Annotated in this window: 18 protein-coding genes; 15 read left to right on the top strand and 3 right to left on the bottom strand. The window is 67.2% G+C overall.

Annotated elements, in window-relative coordinates; translation table 11 throughout:
* Nucleotides 1-23: 23 nt before the first annotated feature.
* A complete protein-coding gene (locus tag VF557_17170) occupies nucleotides 24-1529 on the bottom strand; it encodes a hypothetical protein (protein HEX8081946.1) in 1506 nt (501 codons plus the stop codon).
* A 91-nt stretch (nucleotides 1530-1620) separates the two neighbouring features.
* Nucleotides 1621-2259 (bottom strand): sigma-70 family RNA polymerase sigma factor, encoded by a 639-nt coding sequence (locus VF557_17175; protein ID HEX8081947.1) that lies wholly within the window; start codon nucleotides 2257-2259, stop codon nucleotides 1621-1623.
* A 392-nt stretch (nucleotides 2260-2651) separates the two neighbouring features.
* On the opposite strand from VF557_17175, the gene VF557_17180 reads away from it, so the two are divergent.
* From VF557_17180 to VF557_17245, 14 genes are all read left to right on the top strand, one after another.
* On the top strand, nucleotides 2652-4034 hold the full coding sequence (locus VF557_17180) for an AfsR/SARP family transcriptional regulator (protein HEX8081948.1): 1383 nt from the start codon (nucleotides 2652-2654) through the stop codon (nucleotides 4032-4034).
* A 188-nt stretch (nucleotides 4035-4222) separates the two neighbouring features.
* A complete protein-coding gene (locus VF557_17185; GenBank protein HEX8081949.1) occupies nucleotides 4223-4987 on the top strand; it encodes a carbon-nitrogen family hydrolase in 765 nt (254 codons plus the stop codon).
* Nucleotides 4988-5042: 55 nt separating this feature from the next.
* A complete protein-coding gene (locus VF557_17190; protein HEX8081950.1) occupies nucleotides 5043-5672 on the top strand; it encodes an NUDIX domain-containing protein in 630 nt (209 codons plus the stop codon).
* 88 nt (nucleotides 5673-5760) lie between these two features.
* Nucleotides 5761-6738, top strand: coding sequence for an ABC transporter permease (locus tag VF557_17195; protein HEX8081951.1), 978 nt, complete (start codon nucleotides 5761-5763; stop codon nucleotides 6736-6738).
* An 11-nt stretch (nucleotides 6739-6749) separates the two neighbouring features.
* A complete protein-coding gene (locus VF557_17200; GenBank protein HEX8081952.1) occupies nucleotides 6750-7703 on the top strand; it encodes an ABC transporter permease in 954 nt (317 codons plus the stop codon).
* Nucleotides 7700-9778 carry an ABC transporter ATP-binding protein gene (locus VF557_17205; protein HEX8081953.1) on the top strand — a complete coding sequence of 693 codons (2079 nt, stop codon included), beginning with the start codon at nucleotides 7700-7702 and terminating at the stop codon, nucleotides 9776-9778. Before VF557_17200 ends, VF557_17205 begins: the two co-directional genes overlap by 4 nt.
* Nucleotides 9779-9988: 210 nt before the next feature.
* A complete protein-coding gene (locus tag VF557_17210; protein ID HEX8081954.1) occupies nucleotides 9989-11674 on the top strand; it encodes an ABC transporter family substrate-binding protein in 1686 nt (561 codons plus the stop codon).
* 319 nt (nucleotides 11675-11993) lie between these two features.
* Nucleotides 11994-13001, top strand: coding sequence for an ABC transporter permease (locus VF557_17215; GenBank protein ID HEX8081955.1), 1008 nt, complete (start codon nucleotides 11994-11996; stop codon nucleotides 12999-13001).
* Between the two features lie 145 nt (nucleotides 13002-13146).
* Complete coding sequence (locus VF557_17220) at nucleotides 13147-14931, top strand: ABC transporter substrate-binding protein (GenBank protein ID HEX8081956.1); 1785 nt, start codon at nucleotides 13147-13149, stop codon at nucleotides 14929-14931.
* Nucleotides 14932-15036: 105 nt separating this feature from the next.
* Complete coding sequence (locus tag VF557_17225) at nucleotides 15037-16044, top strand: ABC transporter permease (GenBank protein HEX8081957.1); 1008 nt, start codon at nucleotides 15037-15039, stop codon at nucleotides 16042-16044.
* Between the two features lie 18 nt (nucleotides 16045-16062).
* Nucleotides 16063-17139: an ABC transporter ATP-binding protein gene (locus VF557_17230; protein HEX8081958.1), complete on the top strand. Its 1077-nt coding sequence runs from the start codon at nucleotides 16063-16065 to the stop codon at nucleotides 17137-17139.
* Between the two features lie 23 nt (nucleotides 17140-17162).
* Nucleotides 17163-18308 carry a dipeptide ABC transporter ATP-binding protein gene (locus VF557_17235; protein HEX8081959.1) on the top strand — a complete coding sequence of 382 codons (1146 nt, stop codon included), beginning with the start codon at nucleotides 17163-17165 and terminating at the stop codon, nucleotides 18306-18308.
* 58 nt (nucleotides 18309-18366) lie between these two features.
* On the top strand, nucleotides 18367-19341 hold the full coding sequence (mshB, locus tag VF557_17240) for an N-acetyl-1-D-myo-inositol-2-amino-2-deoxy-alpha-D-glucopyranoside deacetylase (GenBank protein HEX8081960.1): 975 nt from the start codon (nucleotides 18367-18369) through the stop codon (nucleotides 19339-19341).
* On the top strand, nucleotides 19338-19841 hold the full coding sequence (locus tag VF557_17245; protein ID HEX8081961.1) for a hypothetical protein: 504 nt from the start codon (nucleotides 19338-19340) through the stop codon (nucleotides 19839-19841). Before mshB ends, VF557_17245 begins: the two co-directional genes overlap by 4 nt.
* Here the strand turns inward: VF557_17245 and VF557_17250 are convergent.
* Complete coding sequence (locus VF557_17250) at nucleotides 19792-20625, bottom strand: GNAT family N-acetyltransferase (GenBank protein HEX8081962.1); 834 nt, start codon at nucleotides 20623-20625, stop codon at nucleotides 19792-19794. The two genes, VF557_17245 and VF557_17250, sit on opposite strands and share 50 nt — an antisense overlap.
* Before the next feature lie 176 nt (nucleotides 20626-20801).
* Between VF557_17250 and fdxA the strand changes: the two genes are divergently transcribed.
* Nucleotides 20802-21128, top strand: coding sequence for a ferredoxin (fdxA, locus tag VF557_17255; GenBank protein ID HEX8081963.1), 327 nt, complete (start codon nucleotides 20802-20804; stop codon nucleotides 21126-21128).
* Nucleotides 21129-21143: the final 15 nt, after the last annotated feature.

The raw sequence follows: 21143 nt of genomic DNA on the forward strand, positions 1-21143 counted from the left end.
TGGGCGCCTCAGCCGGCGCACGGCTAGCGCCCGGAGATCTGTTCGACGGTCTCCGGACCGTGCTTGCTGAACCTGGTCCGGATGATCGCCTTGTGCGGATCGCCGACCAGCACCGCGTCGATGGCGTCGGCCGCGCCGCTGGTGGACCCTCGCAGCGAGCTGCGGTAGAGCACCCGCAGCTGCGCCACGGTCAGGCCACTGATCCGCTCCAGCTCGGCGGCCAGCCGCGGGTCCTCCTGCTCCTCAGCCAGCAGTGCCTGGATGGCCTCGATCCGCTCGGCCAGCGCCGGATGCTCCTGGGTCAGGAACTGCAGCAGTCCGGCGCCCTTGTCGGCGAAGGGCGAATACACCATGCAGACCAGTTGCTCATCGGTGAGGCCGAAGGTCTGCCACGCGTAGTCCTCAGCGGCCCGACGCATCTGCGCGGTCGCGTCGGGGCCGGCGTACCGGGCCTGCATCTGCTCCACGAGCTGGGGCGGGAAGTCCTTGCTCCGCATCAGCCCGAGGGCAAAGTCGACATATTCCTGCATTCCCTCGGCGTAGGAGCGCTGGTACACCCGCTCGCACTTCAGGCCCCGCAGATGCACCATCAGCGCCGGGTTGCCGCAGTCGGATTCGGTGAAGCTGAACGCGATGTCGTCGAACTGGAATCCCAGGAACCCGGTGAGCAGCTCCATGTGATCCCCGGAGGCGTACTCGGTGTCGTCATAGATGGAGAAGAACCTCAGCTGTTCGGGCACCTCATGGCTCACCCGCCGCTCGGCGATCGCCTCGACGGACTCCGGGCCATGGATGTCGGCGAAGTACCCTTGCGCGATTCCGTCCACCGTGGACAGCAAGCGGCCCAGGCCCTTGCCGGTGGGCGTCCGGTCAGGGTTCAGGCGGCGAGCCAGCCGGCCCACCCACAGCGTGTACTGGCGCTGCTCCTGCTGGGAGTCACCGGTGATGATCAGGTCGGCTCCGGCGCCGTGCGAGGCGGCGATTCCGAAGGCGTTGACAACGCTGAGGTTGCAGGCGTTGCAAAAGGTCGGGCGGCCGTCGGCGAAGGTGCGGTGTCCGGTCATCAGGATGTCGAGCCGGTTACGGTTGACGACCAGTTCGCGCTGCGGCGTGTTGACGTCGAAGATGCTCACCTCGTCGCCGTCGATGAGGAGCAACTCGCAGGCCGGGTCGGCCGGCAACCGCAGCGCCTGGTACTCCCGATCAATATTCTCCATAACCGCACGAGGCATTCCGGCATGGCGATTGGTCGCCACCCGCAGCCGAAAAGTGGTTCCGTGGTCCCGCAGCAGCATCAGCTGCATGGTGCGTACGAAGGCCAGCGTGTACGAGCTGTCCTTGCCGCCGCCGTAGGCCACCATGACCAGATTGCGCTCCAGCTGGTCCTGGTGCGGCAGGGCTGCTCGAAGCCGGACGCCGCATCGCCGTGCCGCCTCCATGTTCGCTGCCGGCATGGCTGCCTCGAGGCCGCGGTAAGCCTGCTCCCGCAGCTCGGCGACGACCGTCGGATCCGCCTCTGTCACTGCCATACGGCGCTCCTTCGACTGGCTGAACTGTTCGGGTAGGACTCGTGCTGAGGCGGATTGCGTTGGGCCACAACGGATTAGAGCGACCGAACAGTCAGCGCTGATACAACCAGGCACATGCAGCGAGTTCGGGTGTATCCCGTAGCGCCCGCAGCGCCCGCATCCGCATCGGGCCGATGCTGCCGACCGGCAGTCGCAGCAACTCGGCCACCTCGCCGTAGCTCGGGCAGGTGTCTGACATCAGCAGCCGAATCAGCTGCTGCTGCAGCGGCGGCAACCGGGTCAGGGCTTGTTCGAGCAGCGGCTCGTAGTCGCCGTCGATGGGGTACACATCGCTGGCGGCGGCCGGAAACCGCTCGCCGTGCTCGGTGGCCGGATCGGCGCAGAGCAGGTACCGCTTGCCGCTGATCGCGACCCGCAGGCTCTCGCGTCGAGCGGTGGCGGTCAACCAGGCAGGCAGGCTTTCCGGATCGCGGATCTGGTGGCCTCGTTCCCACAGTCTGATCCAGGTCTGTTGCACGACCTCGGCGGCATCGCTGTCGTTAAGACCGACCTTGCGCGCGGTGTAGAGCAGCAGTCGACCGAAGCGCCTGTTCAACTCGTTCCACGCGGCCGGATCATCATCTGTCGCGCACGCCGCTTGCAGCAAAGCTTCCAATGATTGTCCTGCCAGAGCCTGGGCGCCGACTGTTTGCGAAAAATGGCCGGAGATGACAGAGGCGCTGGCCGTCATTGGCGAAGTCCTTCCTTTCGGTACTGCGACCGGCACGGTTCTCGCCGGTTCCTGGCAAGCAGGAGCCGGTGATGACCACGCCGTGGTCCGGGGGACGCGGGGTGTGAGACCCCTTTCGACGGTTCGCCAAACCGACGCCGTCGACGAACGAAACCGTGCCAATTGGTGACTGCAATCCGTCGACATTCCGTCGACATTCCGTCGACGATGCGTCGACAGAACAGCTAAAGGGACGTCAAAGTGGAAGTTTCTGCCCAGCGTTTCGGCAACAATTCGCCGACAGTGCGCGGAGCTGCAGGATATGTAGGATGACCCGCCTTAAACCGCGTGTTTCTAAGTTAAGGTGCAGCAACGCTGCCTGCCGTCGATTTACCGATCGTGGGGTCGACGTGATGCCGGAGCGAATCGATCGCGGATTCCGGAGACAGCACGCCTTGCGGGTGCTCAGTACGCCGGACGCCCGTTACGAAACCCGGGTTGTGCCCGGCGGGAGAAACATGCAGATTAATGATGCTTGGGACGATCTTGACCTTCGCACTCGTGGGACCGATTTGACCTTTGGCGTGTTGGGGCCGCTGGAGGTCAGAGCCGGTGACGGGCTCGTGCACGTGGGAGGACCGCAGATACGCGCGTTGTTGGCGTTGCTGCTGGTTCGACCAGGCCATGTGATGAGCCTGTCGACTCTGGTGGCAAGCCTGTGGTCCCATGACGCCCCACCCTCGGCCGAGCGAACGGCGCGGACCTACATGTCGCGGCTGCGCCTGGCGCTGGCGCCGGTGGCGGCCGGGGAAACCGCACCCGGATCGCTCATCGTGACGACACCGCCGGGCTACCTGCTGAGAGCGGATCCACTGTCGGTGGACGCGTCGCTGTTCGAGCAGCTGGCGCTGACGGGTCGGCGCGCGCTGAGTAACGACCCGGTGACTGCCCGCGCGCACTTACTTAACGCTTTGCGATTGTGGCGTGGCGATGCGTATGCGGAGTTCGCCGATATACCGGTGTTACGAGCGGAAGCAATTCGCCTCGAAGAGTTGAGGCTGAGCGCGGTGGAGAACCGCTTGCAGTCAGAGCTGTGCATCGGTATGGGGTCGGACCTGGTCGCGGAGTTGGACGGCCTGGTCGCGGCGCATCCGCTGAGAGAGCGATTGTGGGTGCAGTTCATGATCGCTCTCTACCGGTCCGGGCGGCAGGCCGAGGCGCTGTCGGCATACCAGCGCGCGCGTGCCTTGCTGGCCGATGAACTCGGGCTGGAGCCGTCGGTCGAACTGGCCGACACCCATCGCAGGATCCTGGCCCAGGATCCGAAGCTGTTGCCGGCCGTCCCCACTGTCGTCAGTGCCGCGCCGGGGCTGGCCACCGCGGTCCAGGAGCGCCCGGCCAGCCCGCGCGAGGAGTCCGAAGCCGACCAGCTCGGCAGCCGCCACAGCGCCGTGCCCTGGATCGAACCGGATTTCTCGAACGCCGCAGGCCCGGACTCCTCGGGCGCCGAAGGCGCTGTGCCGGAACCGCCGGCCGGGCGCCGGATCGCGGCCGCAGACGGCGAGCGCCGGTCGCCGATCTCGACGATCCGGTTGGAGCGGATGCCGGCTGAGATCCGGCCGGCGGTCACCGTGATCGCCGAGACGCTGTCCCGGCCCTGTGTCAGGGCGTTGATCGGCGAGTTGAGCCGCGGCCTGAGGACGCTCGGCCGCGGCGTCGCCGCGCTCGCCTCGGCCGTCTCGACCCGGGTGCGGACGTGGTCGGGGTGGGGCGCCAAGGCTCACTGGCCGACATGAAGTGACACCCGCTGCCGGGTCGATCGCGGCTGCTCGTCGAGCGCTCAACGCCTTGGCGCCAAGGCCGTTTCTGGCACCGAGGCGCGTGACACAGCCGCTGACCCTTATATACGATTCGTCGTGCACCAGGTCGAGGTCGCTGCCGGGTCGGCTCGGCTGCCAAGGGGCAGATCGGAGATGATGGTCCGATGATGGTTGCCGCGATCCAGCACGACATCGTCTGGGAAGACGGCCCGGCCACCCAGGCCAGGCTTCAGCCGTTGATAGCGCAGGCCGCGGCCGGCGGCGCCAGGCTGATCGTGGTGTCGGAGATGTATGCCACCGGCTTCTCGATGCAGCAGGACCGGGTGGCTGAGCAGCCCGGCGGGCCGAACGAGCGCTTTCTCATCGAACAGGCCCAGCGGCACGGCGCCTGGTTGATCGGCTCGGTCGCCCAGTGGGCCGGGCCGGCCGGCGATCCGCTGGCGGCCAACGTCGCGATCCTTGCCGGGCCGGACGGCGAGGTCCACCGCTACGACAAGATCCATCCGTTCAGCTACGCCGGCGAGCACGAGCACTACCGGGCCGGCAAGGATTTCCTGACCGTCGACATCGGCGGACTCCGGGTCAGTGTCTTCATCTGCTACGACCTCCGGTTCGCCGACGAGTTCTGGGCGCTGGCGCCCGACACCGACCTCTACGTGGTGCCGGCGAACTGGCCGCAACCGCGTGCTGAGCACTGGCGGACCCTGTTGCGGGCCCGGGCCATCGAGAACCAGGCGTTCGTGCTGGGCTGCAACCGGGTGGGTGAGGCCGACCGGCTGATCTACCAGGGGGACTCGGCGATCATCGATCCGATGGGGCGGACCCTGGCCGGGGCCGCCCACTCCGAGACCGTGCTGATGGTCGACGTGGACCCCGCGCGGGTACGCGAGGTTCGCGAGCGCTTCCCGTTCCTGGCCGACCGCCGGTGAGCGGGCAGCCCGGGGTCGAGGCACCAGCCGGCGCGGCGCCGACGGTCGCCGCTTGGTGAGACGGCGCCGGCCGCCGGCCGCCGGCCGGATCCTGCGGGTGGCCGAGCTGATCGATGCCGATGCCGCTGACGTGCGGCGGCTGACGGCGGCGCTGCCGGACCGGGTCAGTGCCTCGATCGTCGAGCTGTCGGCCGGCGCCCTGCTGACCCTGGAGATCCGGTTGGCGTGGTGGGACCGCCGGCGCCGTGCCAGCGTTCTGGCGGCACTGGAGCGCACGCTGCGCTCCATCGAGAAGCAGGCGCACCGGCGGACGGTGGTGGCGGCGGCGCTGATCCGCGGACCCAGGCTGCTCGTCGCCCAGCGCGCGCACCCCGAGGCCCTTGCCGGGCAGTGGGAGTTCCCCGGGGGCAAGGTGGAGCGGGGCGAGACCGCCAAAGCGGCCCTGGCTCGCGAGTGCGGCGAGGAATTAGGCTGCCAGATTGTGATCGGCCAGGAGATCGGGCGCCAGTCCTTGGAGGACGGCGCGCTGTTCATCCTCTTCGAGGCTGCCCTGGCGCCGGGATCGCCGGCTCCCACGGCGCTGGAGCACCGTCAGGTGCGCTGGGCCGAAGCCGCTGAGCTGGCCCACCTGGACTGGGTTGCGACAAATCGTAGATATGTGGCTGACGTGACAGGACGGTTATAGATGTCGACTACAGTCGGCGGCGCCGGAGTGCGACAGTGATTACCGTGCGTGCCACAGACAGGACCGAGAACCGCTCAGGGGTGGACAGATGCTGAAGTTCATTGCGCGCCGGTTCCTGAACTACCTGGTGCTGGTGTTCATCGCGACCAGCCTGGCCTACATCCTCGGTTCCATGACCCTGGATCCTCGGGCCCGCTACGAGGGCCGCAACCCGCCCATCTCCGAGGAATCCCTGCGCGCGACCCTGCAGGAGCGCAACGCCGATCCCGAAACACCGGTGCTCGAGCGCTATGGCACCTGGATCAGCGGCGTGGTGCAGGGCGACTTCGGCGTGCAGATCGTCGGCGACACCCAGGTGGTCGACGAGATCAAGCGCAGGGCCGGGGTGAGCCTGCGGCTGTTGCTGCTGGGCACCATCTTCGGGGCGATCGGCGGGGTGCTGGTCGGAGTGTTGGGCGCCGTCCGACAACGAAAACCGGTGGACGTCGCATCGACGGTGGCCTCTTATATCCTGCTTGCCTCACCGACCGTCGTGGTGATCGTCGTCATCCAGACCATCTTCGTCTGGGTCTACAACAGCGGCGGCCCGCTGATCCCGGCCACCGGTGAGTACAACTCCAACCTGGAAGGGCTCGAGTTCTGGACCGACCGGGCCAAACGCCTGATCATGCCGACCATGGTGCTGGCAGCGTTCGGCATCTCGTTCTTCAGCAGGTACCAGCGCAGCGCGATGCTCGACGTGCTGGGCAGTGACTTCCTGCGGACCGCCCGGGCCAAGGGGCTCACCCGGCAGCAGGCGCTGTTCAAGCACGGCGTGCGCACCGCGCTGATCCCGATCGTGACCTTCTTCGCGTACTCGTTCGGGCTGCTGCTCACCGGCGCGACCTTCACCGAGAAGCTGTTCGGCTGGCACGGCATGGGGGAGTACCTGATCAACTCGGTGCAGTCCCATGATGTCAACGCGGTCGCCGCGGTCGCCTGCTTCACGGCGGTGCTGGTGCTGTTCTCGGGACTGCTGGCAGACATTCTCTACGCGGCCCTTGATCCGCGCGTCCGGTCGAAGTAGGAGGTGCGCAGATGTCGATGTCACCGCAGGAGATCTTCGAGGTCGCTTCACCGGCGGTCTCGGACCCTGATGCCACCGAACAGCGTACGGGCGGCGGAGGAGGCAACGAGCCGATCAGCCGCGGCCGCCTGATCCTGAAGAGGTTCCTGCGGCAGAAGTCCGGGCTGGTGGCGTTGTTCGTGCTGGTGCTGATCTTCCTGCTGGCCTACGTCGGGCCTTACTTCACGCAGTGGAAGTTCGACGACTTCGACCAGGCCAACATTCTCGCCAGCCCGGGCGGCACCCACTTCTTCGGCGTGGACGAGGTCGGGCGCGATGTCTATGCCCGAACGCTCAAGGGCCTGCAGAAGTCGCTGATCATCGGCCTGGTGGCAGCCCTGGTGACCACCAGCATCGCCGCCATCGCCGGCTCGCTGGCCGGCTACTTCGGCAGGTACATCGACCTGTCGGTGGTATGGGTCATCGACCTGCTGCTGGTGCTGCCCGGATTCCTGATCCTGGCGATCCTGAGCCCGGTGCTGTCCGGCAAGAGCTGGCTGTGGCTGGTGCTGCTGCTCTCGCTGTTCGGCTGGATGGTCACCGGCCGGGTGGTGCGGGGGATGGCGATGAGCCTGCGCGAGCGCGATTACGTCCATGCCGCCAGGTTCATGGGGGTGCCGCCGATGACCATCATCCGCCGGCACCTGCTGCCCAACATGGCCTCGCTGCTGATCGTCGACGTCACCATCAACGTCGGTGGCATCATCCTGGCCGAGACCGGCCTGAGCTTCTTCGGCTTCGGCGTCCAGCCGCCGGACGTCTCGTTGGGGACGGTGCTCGCCGACGCCCAGCCGCTGGCCACCACCTATCCCCACGTGTTCATGTGGGGCGCGGGGCTGCTGGTGCTCACGGTGCTGTGCGTGAGCGTCATCGGCGATGCCCTGCGCGATGCCATCGACCCCTCGTCAGGATCGAGCAGACTGTGACCTTAAGCAAAACCCCGCTCCTGCAGGTCTCGGACCTCACCGTCAGCTTCGGAAGCGAAGCCGGGCCGGTCCGGGCCGTGCGCGGCGTCTCCTACACGGTGAACCCCGGCGAGACGCTGGCGATCGTCGGGGAGTCGGGCTCGGGCAAGTCGGTCAGCTCGCTGGCCGTGATGGGCTTGCTGCCCTCCAACGCCGTCGTCACCGGCTCGATCAAGTTCCAGGGCACCGAGCTGCTCGGCCTCAACGACAAGAGGCTGTCCAAACTGCGGGGCTCGGGCATCTCGATGGTCTTTCAAGACCCGCTGTCGGCCCTGACGCCGGTGTACACGATCGGCGACCAGATCGCCGAGGCGGTGCGCATCCACCAGGAGGTGTCCAAGGCCCAGGCCCACCAGCGTGCCGTGGAGCTGCTGGACCTGGTGGGCATCCCGAACGCCAAGCTGCGGTCCAGCTCGTTCCCGCACGAGTTCTCCGGCGGCATGCGCCAGCGCGCGATGATCGCGATGGCGATCGCCAACGACCCGGACCTGATCATCGCCGACGAGCCGACGACCGCGCTGGACGTCACGATCCAGGCCCAGGTCCTCGATGTGCTGCGCAAGGCCAAGGAGGTCGCCAACGCGGCCACCGTGCTGATCACCCACGATCTCGGGGTGGTGGCCGGCTTCGCCGACCGGGTGATGGTGATGTACGCCGGCAAGGCGGTCGAGCTGGCCAGTGTCGACGACGTCTTCTACCACCCGCGGATGCCCTACACGATGGGCCTGCTGGGCTCCATCCCGCGGATGGACGTGGAGGAGAAGGAGCCGCTGATCCCGATCGAGGGCAGCCCGCCGTCGCTGGTGAACCTGCCGACCGGGTGCCCGTTCGAGCCGCGTTGCCCGATCTCGGTGGAGCTGTGCCGCACCACCGAGCCGCCGCTGGCCGACACCGACCGGCCCGCGCACCAGGCCGCCTGCCACCGCAGCCTGGAGATCGCGCAGCACCGGTGGAGCGCCGAGGACGTGTTCGTGCGTCCGGAGCTGCCGCCGGCCGACACCAGCCTGCCCCGGCTCCGCGAGGAGCGGGAGATGGTGCTGACCCTGGATGACCTGCACCGGGTCTTCCCCATCCGCAAGGGCGCGGTGCTGCGCCGGACGGTCGGCAACGTGCGGGCGGTGGACGGGGTGTCGTTGGACATCAGACAGGGCGAGACCCTGGGCCTGGTCGGCGAGTCAGGGTGCGGCAAGACGACCACCATCATGGAGATCATGAACCTGCTCAAGCCGCAGCAGGGCAAGATCGTGGTGCTGGGCAAGGACACCGACAACCTCAAGGGCGCCGATCGCCGCAAGATGCGGGCCGACCTGTCGATGGTCTTCCAGGATCCGATGGCCTCTCTCGACCCCCGGATGCCGATCGGTGACATCCTCGCCGAGCCGATGTGGGTGCAGAAGGTCCCCGACGACAAGATCAGGGCGCGGACCGCGGAATTGCTGAAGTTGGTGGGACTGGCGCCCGAGCACGCCAGCCGGTATCCGGCCGAATTCTCCGGCGGCCAGCGGCAGCGCATCGGCATCGCCCGGGCGCTGGCACTGGACCCCAAGGTGATCGTGCTGGACGAGCCGGTCTCGGCGCTGGACGTCTCGATCCAGGCCGGTGTCATCAACCTGCTCGATGAGCTCAAGGTCAGGCTGGGGCTGAGTTACCTGTTCGTGGCCCACGACCTGTCGGTGGTACGGCATATCGCTGACCGGGTCGCGGTGATGTACCTGGGCCGGATCGTCGAGATCGGCACCACCCGGGACATCTTCACAGCGCCCTCGCACCCCTACACCCAGGCCCTGCTGTCGGCGATCCCGCTGCCGGACCCGGTGAAGGAGCGCGGCCGCAAGCGGATCCTGCTGACCGGGGACCTTCCCAGCCCCGCCGACATACCCAGCGGATGCCGGTTCTCCAGCCGCTGCTTCGTCTTCGCCGAGCAGCTCAACGCCGAGGAACGGGCCACCTGCAAGGGCGTGGACCCGGGGCTCTATGACCTGGACGGCGACCATCGGGCGGCCTGCCATTTCGCCAAAGTCCGCGAAGTCGTGTGACACCACTGCGCCGTGTCAGCAGTGTTTCCGAGGGTTCGGTTTCCTATCCGATCGGTACCGATTCGGCAACGACCCTAGCCGGGAGCGCTGGAAGTGCGTAGCAAGTAGCTGTTACGTGACTTTCTTCGCTGCTCGTAGGTCCCCGTGCGGCAAGTCTCGTAAGTCCCCGTGCGGCAAGTTCTAGATACTCCTTAGGAGGACAGTGTGAGGGTGTTCGGCAAGGTAGGGATCGCGGCGGCAGTCGCGGTGTCCCTGGCCTTAACGGCCTGCGGCGGCTCGGATGACTCGGGCGGCAATAACAACAACAACAACGGATCGGACAAGAAGGCCCAGGCGGCTTCCAACCTCAACGACATCAACCCGTTGGCCTATGACGAGGTGCCCGACGGTGGCACGATGCGCTGGCCGATCAACTCATACCCGGCCAACTTCAACGTCAACCAGATCGACGGCAACGAGTCCAACACCAACGACCTGATGGAAGCGACGCTGCCGATCGTCTGGCACTTCGACGCCGGTAGCAAGCCGATCCTGAACACCGACGTGGTGGACAAGGCCGAGCAGACCTCGACCAGCCCGCAGACGATCGAGTACCACATCAACCCCAAGGCTGTCTGGAGCGATGGCACCGCCATCACCTACAAGGACTTCGCGGGCCTGTGGGCGGCGCACAACGGCGCCAACAAGGCCTACAAGGTCGCCTCCACCAATGGCTACGAGCAGATCCAGAGCGTCGAGAAGGGCGCGACCGACCAGGACGTCAAGGTGGTCTACAAGACCCCGTACCCGGACTGGAAGGCGCTGTTCAGCCCGCTGCTGCCGGCCAGCCTCAACAGCAGCCCGGCCGCGTACAACACCTCGTGGGTCAACGGCCCCAACCTCTCGGGCGGCCCGTTCAAGGTCAGCTCGCTGGACAAGACGGCCAAGACGATCACCATCGTCCACAACGACAAGTGGTGGGGTAAGAAGCCCAAGCTGGAGAAGATCCAGTTCATCGTCCTGGACCAGGCCGCCCAGGCCAAGGCGCTGCAGTCCGACCAGATCGACTTCGTCGACATCGCCTCCAGCGTGGCGACCTACGCCACCGTTAAGTCGACCCCCGGCGTGACCATCCACAAGGCCGGTGGCCCGAACTGGCGCCACATCGACATCGGCAGCAGCGGCCCGCTGGCCGACGTCAAGGTCCGCCAGGCCGTGCAGTTGGCGATCGACCGGGAGGGCGACGCCAAGACCATGCTGAGCCCGCTCGACTGGCCGGCCACCGTGCTGGACAGCCACATCTGGATGAACAACCAGGCCCAGTACAAGTCGACCTGTGGTGAGTTCTGCAAGCGGGACGTCGCCAAGGCCGGCGCCCTGCTCGAGTCAGCCGGCTTCAAGAAGGGCTCTGACGGCATCTACGCCAAGGCAGGCAAGCCGCTGAACCTGAACTTCGTCATCCCGAACGGCATCAAGACCTCCGCCGACGAGTCAGCCCTGCAGCAGAAGGCGCTGCAGGAGGCCGGCATCAAGGTCACCATCAAGTCGGTGCCCTCGGACCCGTTCTTCTCCGACTACGTCCTGGTGGGCAAGTTCGACCTGACGATCTTCAGCTGGATCGGCACGCCGTTCCCGGTGTCCTCGGCCCAGTCGATCTACACCTCCACCGGTGGCCAGAACTACGCCAAGATCGGCAACCCGGAGATCGACGCGCTCTACAAGCAGGCAGTCTCCGAGCTCGACCCCGACAAGGCCGTCGAGCTGACCTACCAGATCGACCAGAAGATCTGGGAGGCCGGGCACTCGGTGCCGCTCTACCAGCGTCCGGACCTGGTCGCCACCAAGTCCAACCTGGTGAACTTCGGGTCGTTCGGCTTCGCTACCCCGGTTTACGAGAGCATCGGTTTCAAGAAGTAAGGCAGCTGTACCTGAAGTGACTGAAGTGACGTACCACCTGGATTAACCCAGCGGTATGCAGCTCGCAGGCGGTTCTCGGGCCACCTGCGAGTTGCCCCGGGGGTGGGGGTCTGCAATAACGATTCATGCAGCCCCCCGCCCACGGGTCCGCTGGTGGCCCTGCGGTCGGATAAGGTGCCCAACCGCGGGTCACCCTTCGGTCACGATCTGTCCGATGGGTAGTACTTGTTGCTCTGGCGTTATCCGGAACCCTTAACGTTCCCGGCTGGCGAGTTCTGCAGACCGCAGGCCTCGCGACTCGAAGGAGGCGTGCTGCCCAATGTCGATGGCCCAACCGGGTGACCTTGATGTCGCCACCGCCGACCTCGCGACTCCGCAGGAGGACCAGCAGGAGAAAGCGATCCAGGGCCGTTCGCTGCGCCAGATCGCCTGGCGGCGGCTCAAGCACGACAAGGTCGCGATGGCTGGTGGCGTCGGGATCATCATCGTCGCCCTGGTGGCCATCTTCGCCTCGCTGTTGAACAATTTGCTGGGCAACCAGCCTGGCGAACGCAATACCAACCTGACCAGCCCTGATACGACGATGCCGTACGGCCGCCTTAGCGGTGCCTCCTCCGAGCACTGGCTCGGGGTCCAGCCGGTCGATGGCCAGGACATCCTGGCCCGGCTGATCGCCGGCGCGCGCACCTCGCTGATGATCTCGGTGTCGGCGATGGCGGTCTCGCTGCTCATCGGCCTGACCGTGGGCGTCATCGCCGGGTACTACCGCGGCAAGATCGACGCGGTCGTGGCCCGGGTTCTCGACGTCCTGCTGGCTTTCCCCACCCTGCTGTTCGCGATCGCGCTGATGGCGATCTTCGGCAGGGCACCGTCGTTCCTGGGCATGTCGGGGCAGACCCTGAACTTCGCGGTGTTGATCTTCGTGCTGGGCTTCTTCGGCTTCGCCTATCTCGCCCGGATCGTGCGCGGGCAGGTGCTGTCCTTGCGTGAGAAGGAGTTCGTCGACGCCGCGCGCAGTCTCGGCGCCAGCGACTGGCGGATCATCACCCGCGAGATCCTGCCGAACCTGATGGGCCCGGTGCTGGTCTGGGTGACGCTGACCATTCCCAGCTACATCCTGGGCGAGGCCGGCCTGTCCTATCTAGGTGTCGGCGTCCAGCCGCCGACCGCGTCCTGGGGGCAGACGCTGAACAGCGCGGGCATCTTCTTCCAGAACGACCCGATGTTCCTGGTCTGGCCTGGTATGGCGTTGTTCTTGACCGTGCTTTCCTTCAATCTCTTCGGCGACGGGTTGCGCGATGCGCTCGACCCGAAGTCGACCCGTTGACCTCTACGTCAACCCCAAATGGCCCTCGTGCGAGCGGGGGGTTTCACAACCGGCATCAGCCGGGGTCGGTCGCAGTTCGGCCGACAGGTAGTTCCGATCGCCTAGGAGGGTGAGAGAACCAATGCAACGACACAAAAAAGGCGCGATGGCGGTCGGACTGACCGCCGTCGCAGCGATGGTGCTAACCGCGTGTGGTGGTGGTGACAGCGGTGACGGCGACAACGGCCCCACCGCCAGCGCCACCAACGCCGACGGTAGCGACCAGTCGCTATCGGCGGCCTTCAACGCGGCGACCATCGGGTTCGTCAACAAGTCGGACAAGACGGGCGGCACCCTGAACCTGGTCGCCAGCGGTGACTGTGACGCCTGGGACCCGGCCAACACCTATTACGGCTGGTGCTGGAACATGCAGCGGCTGTTCACCCGCACCCTGGTGGGGTACTCCTCCATTCCGGGCGCGAACAACGTCAAGATCGAGCCCGACCTCGCGACCGGGCTCGGCGAGCACAACGCCGACTTCACCGAGTGGACCTACAAGCTCAAGACCGGCGTCAAGTGGGAAGACGGCACGCCCGTCACCAGCAAGCAGGTCAAGTACGGCCTGCAGCGGGTCTTCGCCACGGACCTGTTCAGCAACGGCCCGTCCTCGTACTACCTCTGCCTGCTGAGCAAGTGCGACGCAGAGGGCACCCCGGCCTACGCCGGTCCGTACAAGGACAAGACCGGTGGCCTGGACAGCATCACCACCCCGGACGACAACACCATCAGCTTCAAGCTGTCGACCTCCACCCCGGACTTCGACTACCTGATGGCGATGCCGGCCTCCGCTCCGGTGCCGCTGACCGAGAACGGCACCAACGTCGGGTCGAAGTACACCCTGAAGCCGCTGTCCAACGGCCCGTACAAGTTCGCCTCGTACACCCCGGAGCAGAAGATCAGCTGGGTCCGCAACGACCAGTACGATGTTGCGACGGACAAGATCCGCAAGCCGATGGTCGACAAGATCAATCTGACCATCAGCACCAACGCCGATGACAACGACAAGCAGCTGCAGGCCGGCACCGCCGACGCCCAGGCTGACGGTGGCGTGCAGGCCGCGTTCCAGACCAACATCATCAACAACCCGGATCTGAAGAAGAACGCCGACAACCCGGTGTCCTCCTACGTCCGTTACTTCTCGGTCTTCCCGTCGGTGATCCCTGACGTTCACTGCCGCCGGGCGATCTTCTACGCGATCAACAAGGTCGACCTGCAGCGGGCGCGCGGTGGCACATACGGTGGCGACATCGCCCACACGATGGCGCAGCCGACCGTTCCCGGTCACGACCCGAAGGCCAACCCGTACCCCCCCGGACCCGACAACACCGGTGACCTCGCGAAGGCCAAGGACGAGCTGAAGCAGTGCGGCAAGCCGAACGGCTTCGCGACCAAGATGGCCTACGTGAACGCAGGCAAGGGCCCGGCGGTCTTCACTGCCGCTCAGTCCGCCCTGGCGCGGGTCGGCATCAAGCTAGGCGCGGCTGTGCACGCTCAGTCCGGCTACTACGGTGGTTACATCGGCAAGCCGGAGACGGTCAAGAGCGTCGGCATCGGCATGGCTCAGGCCGGCTGGGGTTCTGACTACCCGACCGGTGGCGGCTTCTGGACCTCCATCGTGGCGAGCTACGCCCCGCCCGGTGGTGGTAACTACACCCAGATCAAGGACAAGAAGATCGATGATCTGCTTGCCCAGGCTTCCAAGACCACCGGCAAGCACGAGGACCTGTTCAAGGAGCTCGACGCTCGGGTTATGGAGCTCGCGGTAGACCTGCCGTTCATTTACGACAAGACGCTGTACTACCGCAACCCGCGGTTGACCAACGTCCGTAACAACATGGCGCTGGGGTCGTACTACGACTTCGTCAACATCGGCGTCAGCGACGGCAAGTAAGCAAGTGCAGTCGCAGTACAGGTGAGTTTCTCAGCTGACTAGAGAGGTGGCAGTGTCTGTGGCCGGCCCGGGTACGCTCGGGTCGGCCACGGACACGCAAACACGATGATCAGATACATCATTCGCCGCTCGATCGGCGGTGTGTTGGTGCTCCTGGTGACGAGCTTCGTCACGTTCTTCATCTTCCAGGTGGGCCCCAAGATCGCCGGCGTGTCACCCGCACTGTTCTATGTCGGCAAGATCCCACCCAATGAAGAGGGCCTGAGGCTGATCGAAGCGCGCTTCGGGTTCGATCTCCCGTTGTGGAAGCAGTACTTCGACTGGGGCGGCGGAATCCTGTTCGGCCGCACCCTGGGAGACGACACCGGCGCGACCGTGGAGTGCGCGGCCCCGTGCCTGGGTTACTCCTTCCGGCAACAACTGCCGGTCAGCGAGATGATCATGAGGGCGTTGCCGGTCGAGCTCAGCATCGCCCTCGGCGCGGCCGTTCTCTGGCTGGTCGGCGGGCTGACCATCGGCTCGATCTCGGCCCTCAAGCGAGGCTCATTCTTCGATCGGGCCGCGATGACGATGGCGCTGGCGGCCGTCTCGCTGCCGATCTTCTTCACCGGCCCGATCCTGCTGCTGGTCTTCAAGTACAAGTTGGGCTGGCTACCCAACACCAACTACGCCTCGATCACCTCCGACCCCGAACAGTGGTTGAGATCGATGATCCTGCCGTGGTTAGCACTGGCCTTCATCTTCGCGGCGCTCTACGCCAGGCTGACCCGGGCCAACATGCTCGAGACGATGAGCGAGGACTACGTCCGCACCGCCCGGGCCAAGGGGTTGGCCCGGCGCACTGTGGTCGTCAAACACGGCCTGCGCGCCGCGCTGACCCCGATCGTGACGATCTTCGGCCTCGACCTCGGCCAGCTGATCGGCAGCGCCGTGATCACCGAATCGGTGTTCAACCTGCCCGGCCTCGGCCTGATCAGCATCAAGGCGATCAACAGCCAGGACCTGCCGGTGATCCTCGGGGTGACCATCGTCGCCACGTTCGCCGTGGTGGTCGCCAACATCATCGTCGACATCGGCTACGCCTTCGTTGATCCGCGCGTGAGCTACAGCTAGAGACCGGAGACCCATTCAGTGACTGCCCAGCCCGCCGCCATCCGCCTCGAAAAGCCAGAGGTTGGCGACGCGTTCCTATCGGTACGCGACCTCCGGGTCCACTTCCCCACCGCGGACGGCCTCGTCAAGGGCGTCGACGGGCTGTCCTTCGACGTCCGGCGCGGCGAGATCATGGGCATCGTGGGGGAGTCCGGTTCCGGCAAGTCGGTCACCTCGCAGGCGATCCTCGGGCTGCACAAGGGCTCGCAGGCCCGGATCACCGGTGAGATCTGGCTGGACGGCACCGAGCTGGTGGGAGCCAGCGAAGACGAGATGCGCTCACTGCGCGGCGACAAGATGGCGATGATCTTTCAGGACCCGCTGTCGGCGATGCACCCTTTCTACCGGGTCGGCGCCCAGATCTCTGAGGCCTACCTGGTGCACAACAAGGTCTCCAAGTCGGTGGCCAAGAAGCGCACGATCGAGATGCTCGACCGGGTCGGCATCCCGAACCCCGAGAAGCGCTTCAGCGACTACCCGCACCAGTTCTCCGGCGGCATGCGGCAGCGCGCCATGATCGCGATGGCCCTGGTGTGCGACCCGAAGCTGCTGATCGCCGACGAGCCGACCACCGCTCTGGACGTCACCGTCCAGGCCCAGATCCTGGACCTGATGAAGGACCTGCAGAAGGAGTTCAACTCCGCGATCATCCTGATCACCCACGACCTCGGCGTGGTCGCTGAGACCTGCGACCAGGTCGTGGTGATGTACGGCGGCCAGTGCGTGGAGACCGGGTCGGTGAACGACCTGTTCTACGAGCCGGAGATGCCCTACGCGTGGGGCCTGCTGACCTCGATGCCGCGGATGGACCGCACCCGGCAGGAACGCCTGCAGCCGATCCCTGGCCAGCCGCCCTCGCTGATCCAGGTGCCCAAGGGGTGCGTGTTCAATCCCCGCTGCGGGTTCACCGACCACGTGCCCGGCCGTCGCTGCTTCACCGATCGTCCGGAGTTGCTGCCCACCTCGGGCGGCTCGGCCGGGCACGCGTTGCGCTGCCACATCGAGCCGGACGAGCGCCGTCGGATATGGGCCGACGAGATCAAGCCCACGCTGTAAGCCGACGAGGAGACTCCCCACACATGAGCACAGCCACCCACTCCGACGCCGGCGTGCCCGACGACGTCTCGCTCGAGCCCGCTGCCGATGACTCCGACGCGTTGCTGCGGGTCAACAAGCTCACCAAGCACTTCCCGATCAAGCAGGGCATCCTGATCCAGCGCCAGATCGGCGCCGTCAAGGCCGTGGACGGGGTGTCCTTCGCGGTCCGGGCCGGAGAGACGCTGGGCCTGGTGGGCGAGTCCGGTTGCGGCAAGTCCACCACCGGCCGGGTCGTGACCAAGCTGCTCGACCCGACGGCCGGCGAGATCTACTTCGGCGGTCAGGACATCGCCAAGCTCAAGAAGAGCGACATGCGGGCGTTGCGGACCGACATCCAGATGATCTTTCAGGACCCCTACTCCTCGTTGAACCCCCGGCACACCATCGGCACCATCGTCGGGGCGCCGTTCCTGATCCAGAAGTCCAAGACCGAGCGCGGTGTCAAGGCCGAGGTCCAGAGCCTGATGGAGCGGGTCGGACTCAACCCCGAGCACTACAACCGCTACCCGCACGAGTTCTCCGGCGGCCAGCGGCAGCGGATCGGCATCGCCCGGGCGATCGCACTGCGTCCGAAGCTGATCGTCTGCGACGAGCCGGTCTCGGCGCTGGACGTCTCGATCCAGGCGCAGGTGGTCAACCTGCTCGAGGACCTGCAGAACGAGTACAAGCTGGCCTACATCTTCGTGGCCCACGACCTGTCGGTGGTGCGCCATATCGCCGACCGGGTGGCGGTGATGTATCTGGGCAAGGTCATGGAGCTTGCCCCGCGCGACACCCTCTACTCCACCCCGATGCACCCCTACACGCACTCGCTGATGTCCGCGGTGCCGGTGCCGGACCCGAAGAAGGAAGGCCGGCGGGAGCGGATCCTGCTGATCGGTGACCTGCCCAGCCCGATCAACCCGCCGTCGGGTTGCGTGTTCCACACCCGCTGCCCCAAGTACCGCGCGGTGCTGTCCGAGACCGATCGGGAGCGCTGCCGCACCGATGTCCCGGCACTGGACGCCAAGGCGCCCATGCAGTTCGTGGCCTGCCACTTCCCGGAGGCCCGGGCCGACATCGCCTCCGGCGAGGATCTCGGGATCACCGGCGAGGTCGAGCCCGGAACCGGAGCCACCGCGCTCTGATGAGCCGCTGCCCGGGTGGGCGTGGGGCCGCTCAGCCGCGGCGCCTATCTTGGGAATGGTGATCCACGAGTCCGGGGCCGAGCAGCCGAGCCGGAGCCTGCCCGCCCGCCGGTTGTTGCTGGTGCACGCGCACCCCGACGACGAGACCATCGGCACCGGGGCCACCATGGCCCACTACGCCGCCGCCGGCGCCCAGGTCACCCTGGTGACGTGCACCCTCGGTGAGGAGGGTGAGGTGCTGACGCCCGAGCTGGCGCTGCTGGCAGCCGGCCACGCCGATCAGCTCGGCGGCTGGCGGATCGCCGAGCTGTCCGCCGCGATGGCCGAACTGGGAGTCACCGATCACCGGTTCCTCGGTGGGGCCGGGCGCTTTCGCGACAGCGGCATGATGGGCGATCCCGCCAATGGCAAGGCCCGGGCGCTCTGGCGTGCCGACACCGAGCCCGCGGTGTTCCAGGCGGCCCTCAGCGCGCTCGTCGAGGTGATCCGCGAGGTGCGCCCGCAGGTGCTGATCACCTATGACCCCGACGGCGGTTACGGCCATCCCGACCACATCATGGCTCACCGGGTGAGCACCGCCGCGGTCGCCGCGGCCGCGGACCCGGGCTTCGCCGCCGAGGGGCCCGGCTGGCAGGTCAGCAAGCTGTACTGGACCGCGACGCCCCGCTCGGTGCTGGCCGCCGGGGAGCAGGCATTGCGGGCGGCCGGTCCGGGCATCGGGTTCACCGGCGTCGACTCGGTGGACGAGCTGCCGTTCGGCTGCGACGACGAGCTGGTGAGCACCGCCATCGCGGCCGAGGCGCAGGCCGGGGCCAAGCTGCGCGCGCTGGCCGCTCACCGGACCCAGGTCACGGTGCGCGCGCCGTTCTTCGCGCTGTCGAACAACCTCGGCCAGCTGTCGACGAGCACCGAGTACTTCCGGCTGGCCCACGGCAGCCCGGCCGGCGAGCGCGATGCCCACGGCCGCGAGACCGACCTGTTCGCCGGGGTCACCGCGCATCCGGCCCCGTCGTTCAATCCGGTCGCCGGATGAGCCGGGGCGGTCCGGCCGGCGCCGCGACCGGCGCGGTGACCGGCGGGCCGGGCTATCCGGCAGCCCGCCCGCATGCCGCGCTGCTGGCAGTGGGCTACCTGCTGTTCGCCGCCGCCGGCGCGTTGACCGCGGTGATCGAGGTGCTGCTGGTGCCCAGCCGGATCGGGCAGACGCTGATCCCGCTGGCCCCGGCGCTGGCGGTGCTCAGCAACGTGGCGCTGCCGGCACTCTCGCGCGGCCTCACCGACACGATGCTCTCGGCGGTTCCGCCGGTGGCCGGCTGGCTGGTGACCACCTTCGTGCTGGCCGGCGCCACGCCCGAGGGCGACGTGCTGCTGCCGGCCGGGGACGCGGCCTACATCTCCTACTCGCTGCTCGGGTTCGGCACGCTGGCCGGCCTGCTCACCATCTGGCGGGCCGGCCGCCCGGGTGCGTGGACCGGCCGGTGGCTCAGCTCTCGGCTGGCGCGGCGCGGTAGTGGTAGCGATGGTGAGCGCTGAACCCCAGCCGCTGGTAGAACGCCAACGCCGCGGAGTTGTCGGCGTCGACCTGCAGGTAGCACTGGCTGGCTCCCTGACCTCGTCCCCAGTCGGCCAGCGCTCGCATCAGCGTGCTGGCCACCCCTGAGCGGCGATGCGCGGGCGCCACCTCGACGGCGGTGACCCCCAGCCAGGCCTCGTCCACCGCCCCCCGGGCGACCCCGACCACCGAGCCGTCGCGGCTGAGCGAGGCGAACCGGACCCGGTCGTGGCGGCCCAGCAACCGCACCGCGTGCTCGGGCAGCGGGCCGCCGCGGTAGTGGTAACCCTGCAGCCAGGCATCGGAGGCGACCGGGTCCAGCCGCACCCCCTCGTCGCCGCCCCAGGCCTCGGCTGAGCCGCTGATCGGCGCGCTCAGCAGGACGGCCGGCCGTTGCACGCTCCAGCACCGGCCCGCCAGCTCGGCATCGAGCAGCCCGCGCGCCGGCAGCGGCAGCTGGACCCACACCGGCAGCCCGCGCTCGGCGTAGAACCGGCCGGCCGCGGCCAGCAGTTCGGCAAGCGGGCGGCGGGGGGTGACCAGCGGCAGCACCGAGTTCGCCCGGCCGGTCCAGCCGTGGTCGGCGTGCAGCAGCCAGCCGTCGAGATCGACCACTTCGGCGGCCCGCCAGCCCCGGCGGGCGATGCGTTCGAGCTCCAGGATCTGGCGCCGGTGCGGGGCCACCGCCCGGACCGCCACGATCGCAGCACGATCGACGGTGGTCAGGCCGTTCGGACCGGCGACGATAGCTGTGGTCGGTGTCAAGGACGCCAGCTCGCCGACCACGTCCGAAAGAGGTGGAAGCTTGCCGTCCGCGCGCCGGTAACGCAGAACTATCCGTCGCCCCACGAGCCCGGCAGAGAGCATGACCGGCATACTATGCACCAGTGTGACGACGCACCGCTTTGACCAGCACCAACCCGTACCAGGAGGACCTTCCAGTGACCTACGTGATCGCCGAACCCTGCGTCGATGTGCTGGACAAGGCATGCATCGAGGAGTGCCCGGTCGACTGCATCTATGAGGGTGGCCGGATGCTCTACATCCATCCGGACGAGTGCGTGGACTGCGGGGCGTGCGAGCCGGTGTGCCCGGTGGAGGCGATCTTCTACGAGGACGACGTGCCGGACAAGTGGCGCGAGTACACCCAGGCCAACGTCGACTTCTTCGATGAGCTCGGCTCACCGGGCGGTGCGTCCAAGGTGGGCAAGACCGAAGCGGATCCGGCCTTCATAGTGGCCCTGCCGCCGCAGGCCGGCGAGCACTAGTCACGCCCACCGCGC

Source organism: Jatrophihabitans sp. (assembly GCA_036389035.1).
Classification (GTDB): Bacteria; Actinomycetota; Actinomycetes; order Mycobacteriales; family Jatrophihabitantaceae; genus Jatrophihabitans_A.

Coding starts and splice junctions, on each gene's coding strand:
- VF557_17180 (HEX8081948.1), top strand. CDS start 2,652: ATGCCGGAGCGAATCGATCGCGGATTCCGGAGACAGCACGCCTTGCGG.
- VF557_17235 (HEX8081959.1), top strand. CDS start 17,163: ATGAGCACAGCCACCCACTCCGACGCCGGCGTGCCCGACGACGTCTCG.
- VF557_17215 (HEX8081955.1), top strand. CDS start 11,994: ATGTCGATGGCCCAACCGGGTGACCTTGATGTCGCCACCGCCGACCTC.
- VF557_17245 (HEX8081961.1), top strand. CDS start 19,338: ATGAGCCGGGGCGGTCCGGCCGGCGCCGCGACCGGCGCGGTGACCGGC.
- VF557_17195 (HEX8081951.1), top strand. CDS start 5,761: ATGCTGAAGTTCATTGCGCGCCGGTTCCTGAACTACCTGGTGCTGGTG.
- VF557_17175 (HEX8081947.1), bottom strand. CDS start 2,259: ATGACGGCCAGCGCCTCTGTCATCTCCGGCCATTTTTCGCAAACAGTC.
- VF557_17220 (HEX8081956.1), top strand. CDS start 13,147: ATGGCGGTCGGACTGACCGCCGTCGCAGCGATGGTGCTAACCGCGTGT.
- VF557_17225 (HEX8081957.1), top strand. CDS start 15,037: ATGATCAGATACATCATTCGCCGCTCGATCGGCGGTGTGTTGGTGCTC.
- VF557_17170 (HEX8081946.1), bottom strand. CDS start 1,529: ATGGCAGTGACAGAGGCGGATCCGACGGTCGTCGCCGAGCTGCGGGAG.
- VF557_17185 (HEX8081949.1), top strand. CDS start 4,223: ATGATGGTTGCCGCGATCCAGCACGACATCGTCTGGGAAGACGGCCCG.
- VF557_17200 (HEX8081952.1), top strand. CDS start 6,750: ATGTCGATGTCACCGCAGGAGATCTTCGAGGTCGCTTCACCGGCGGTC.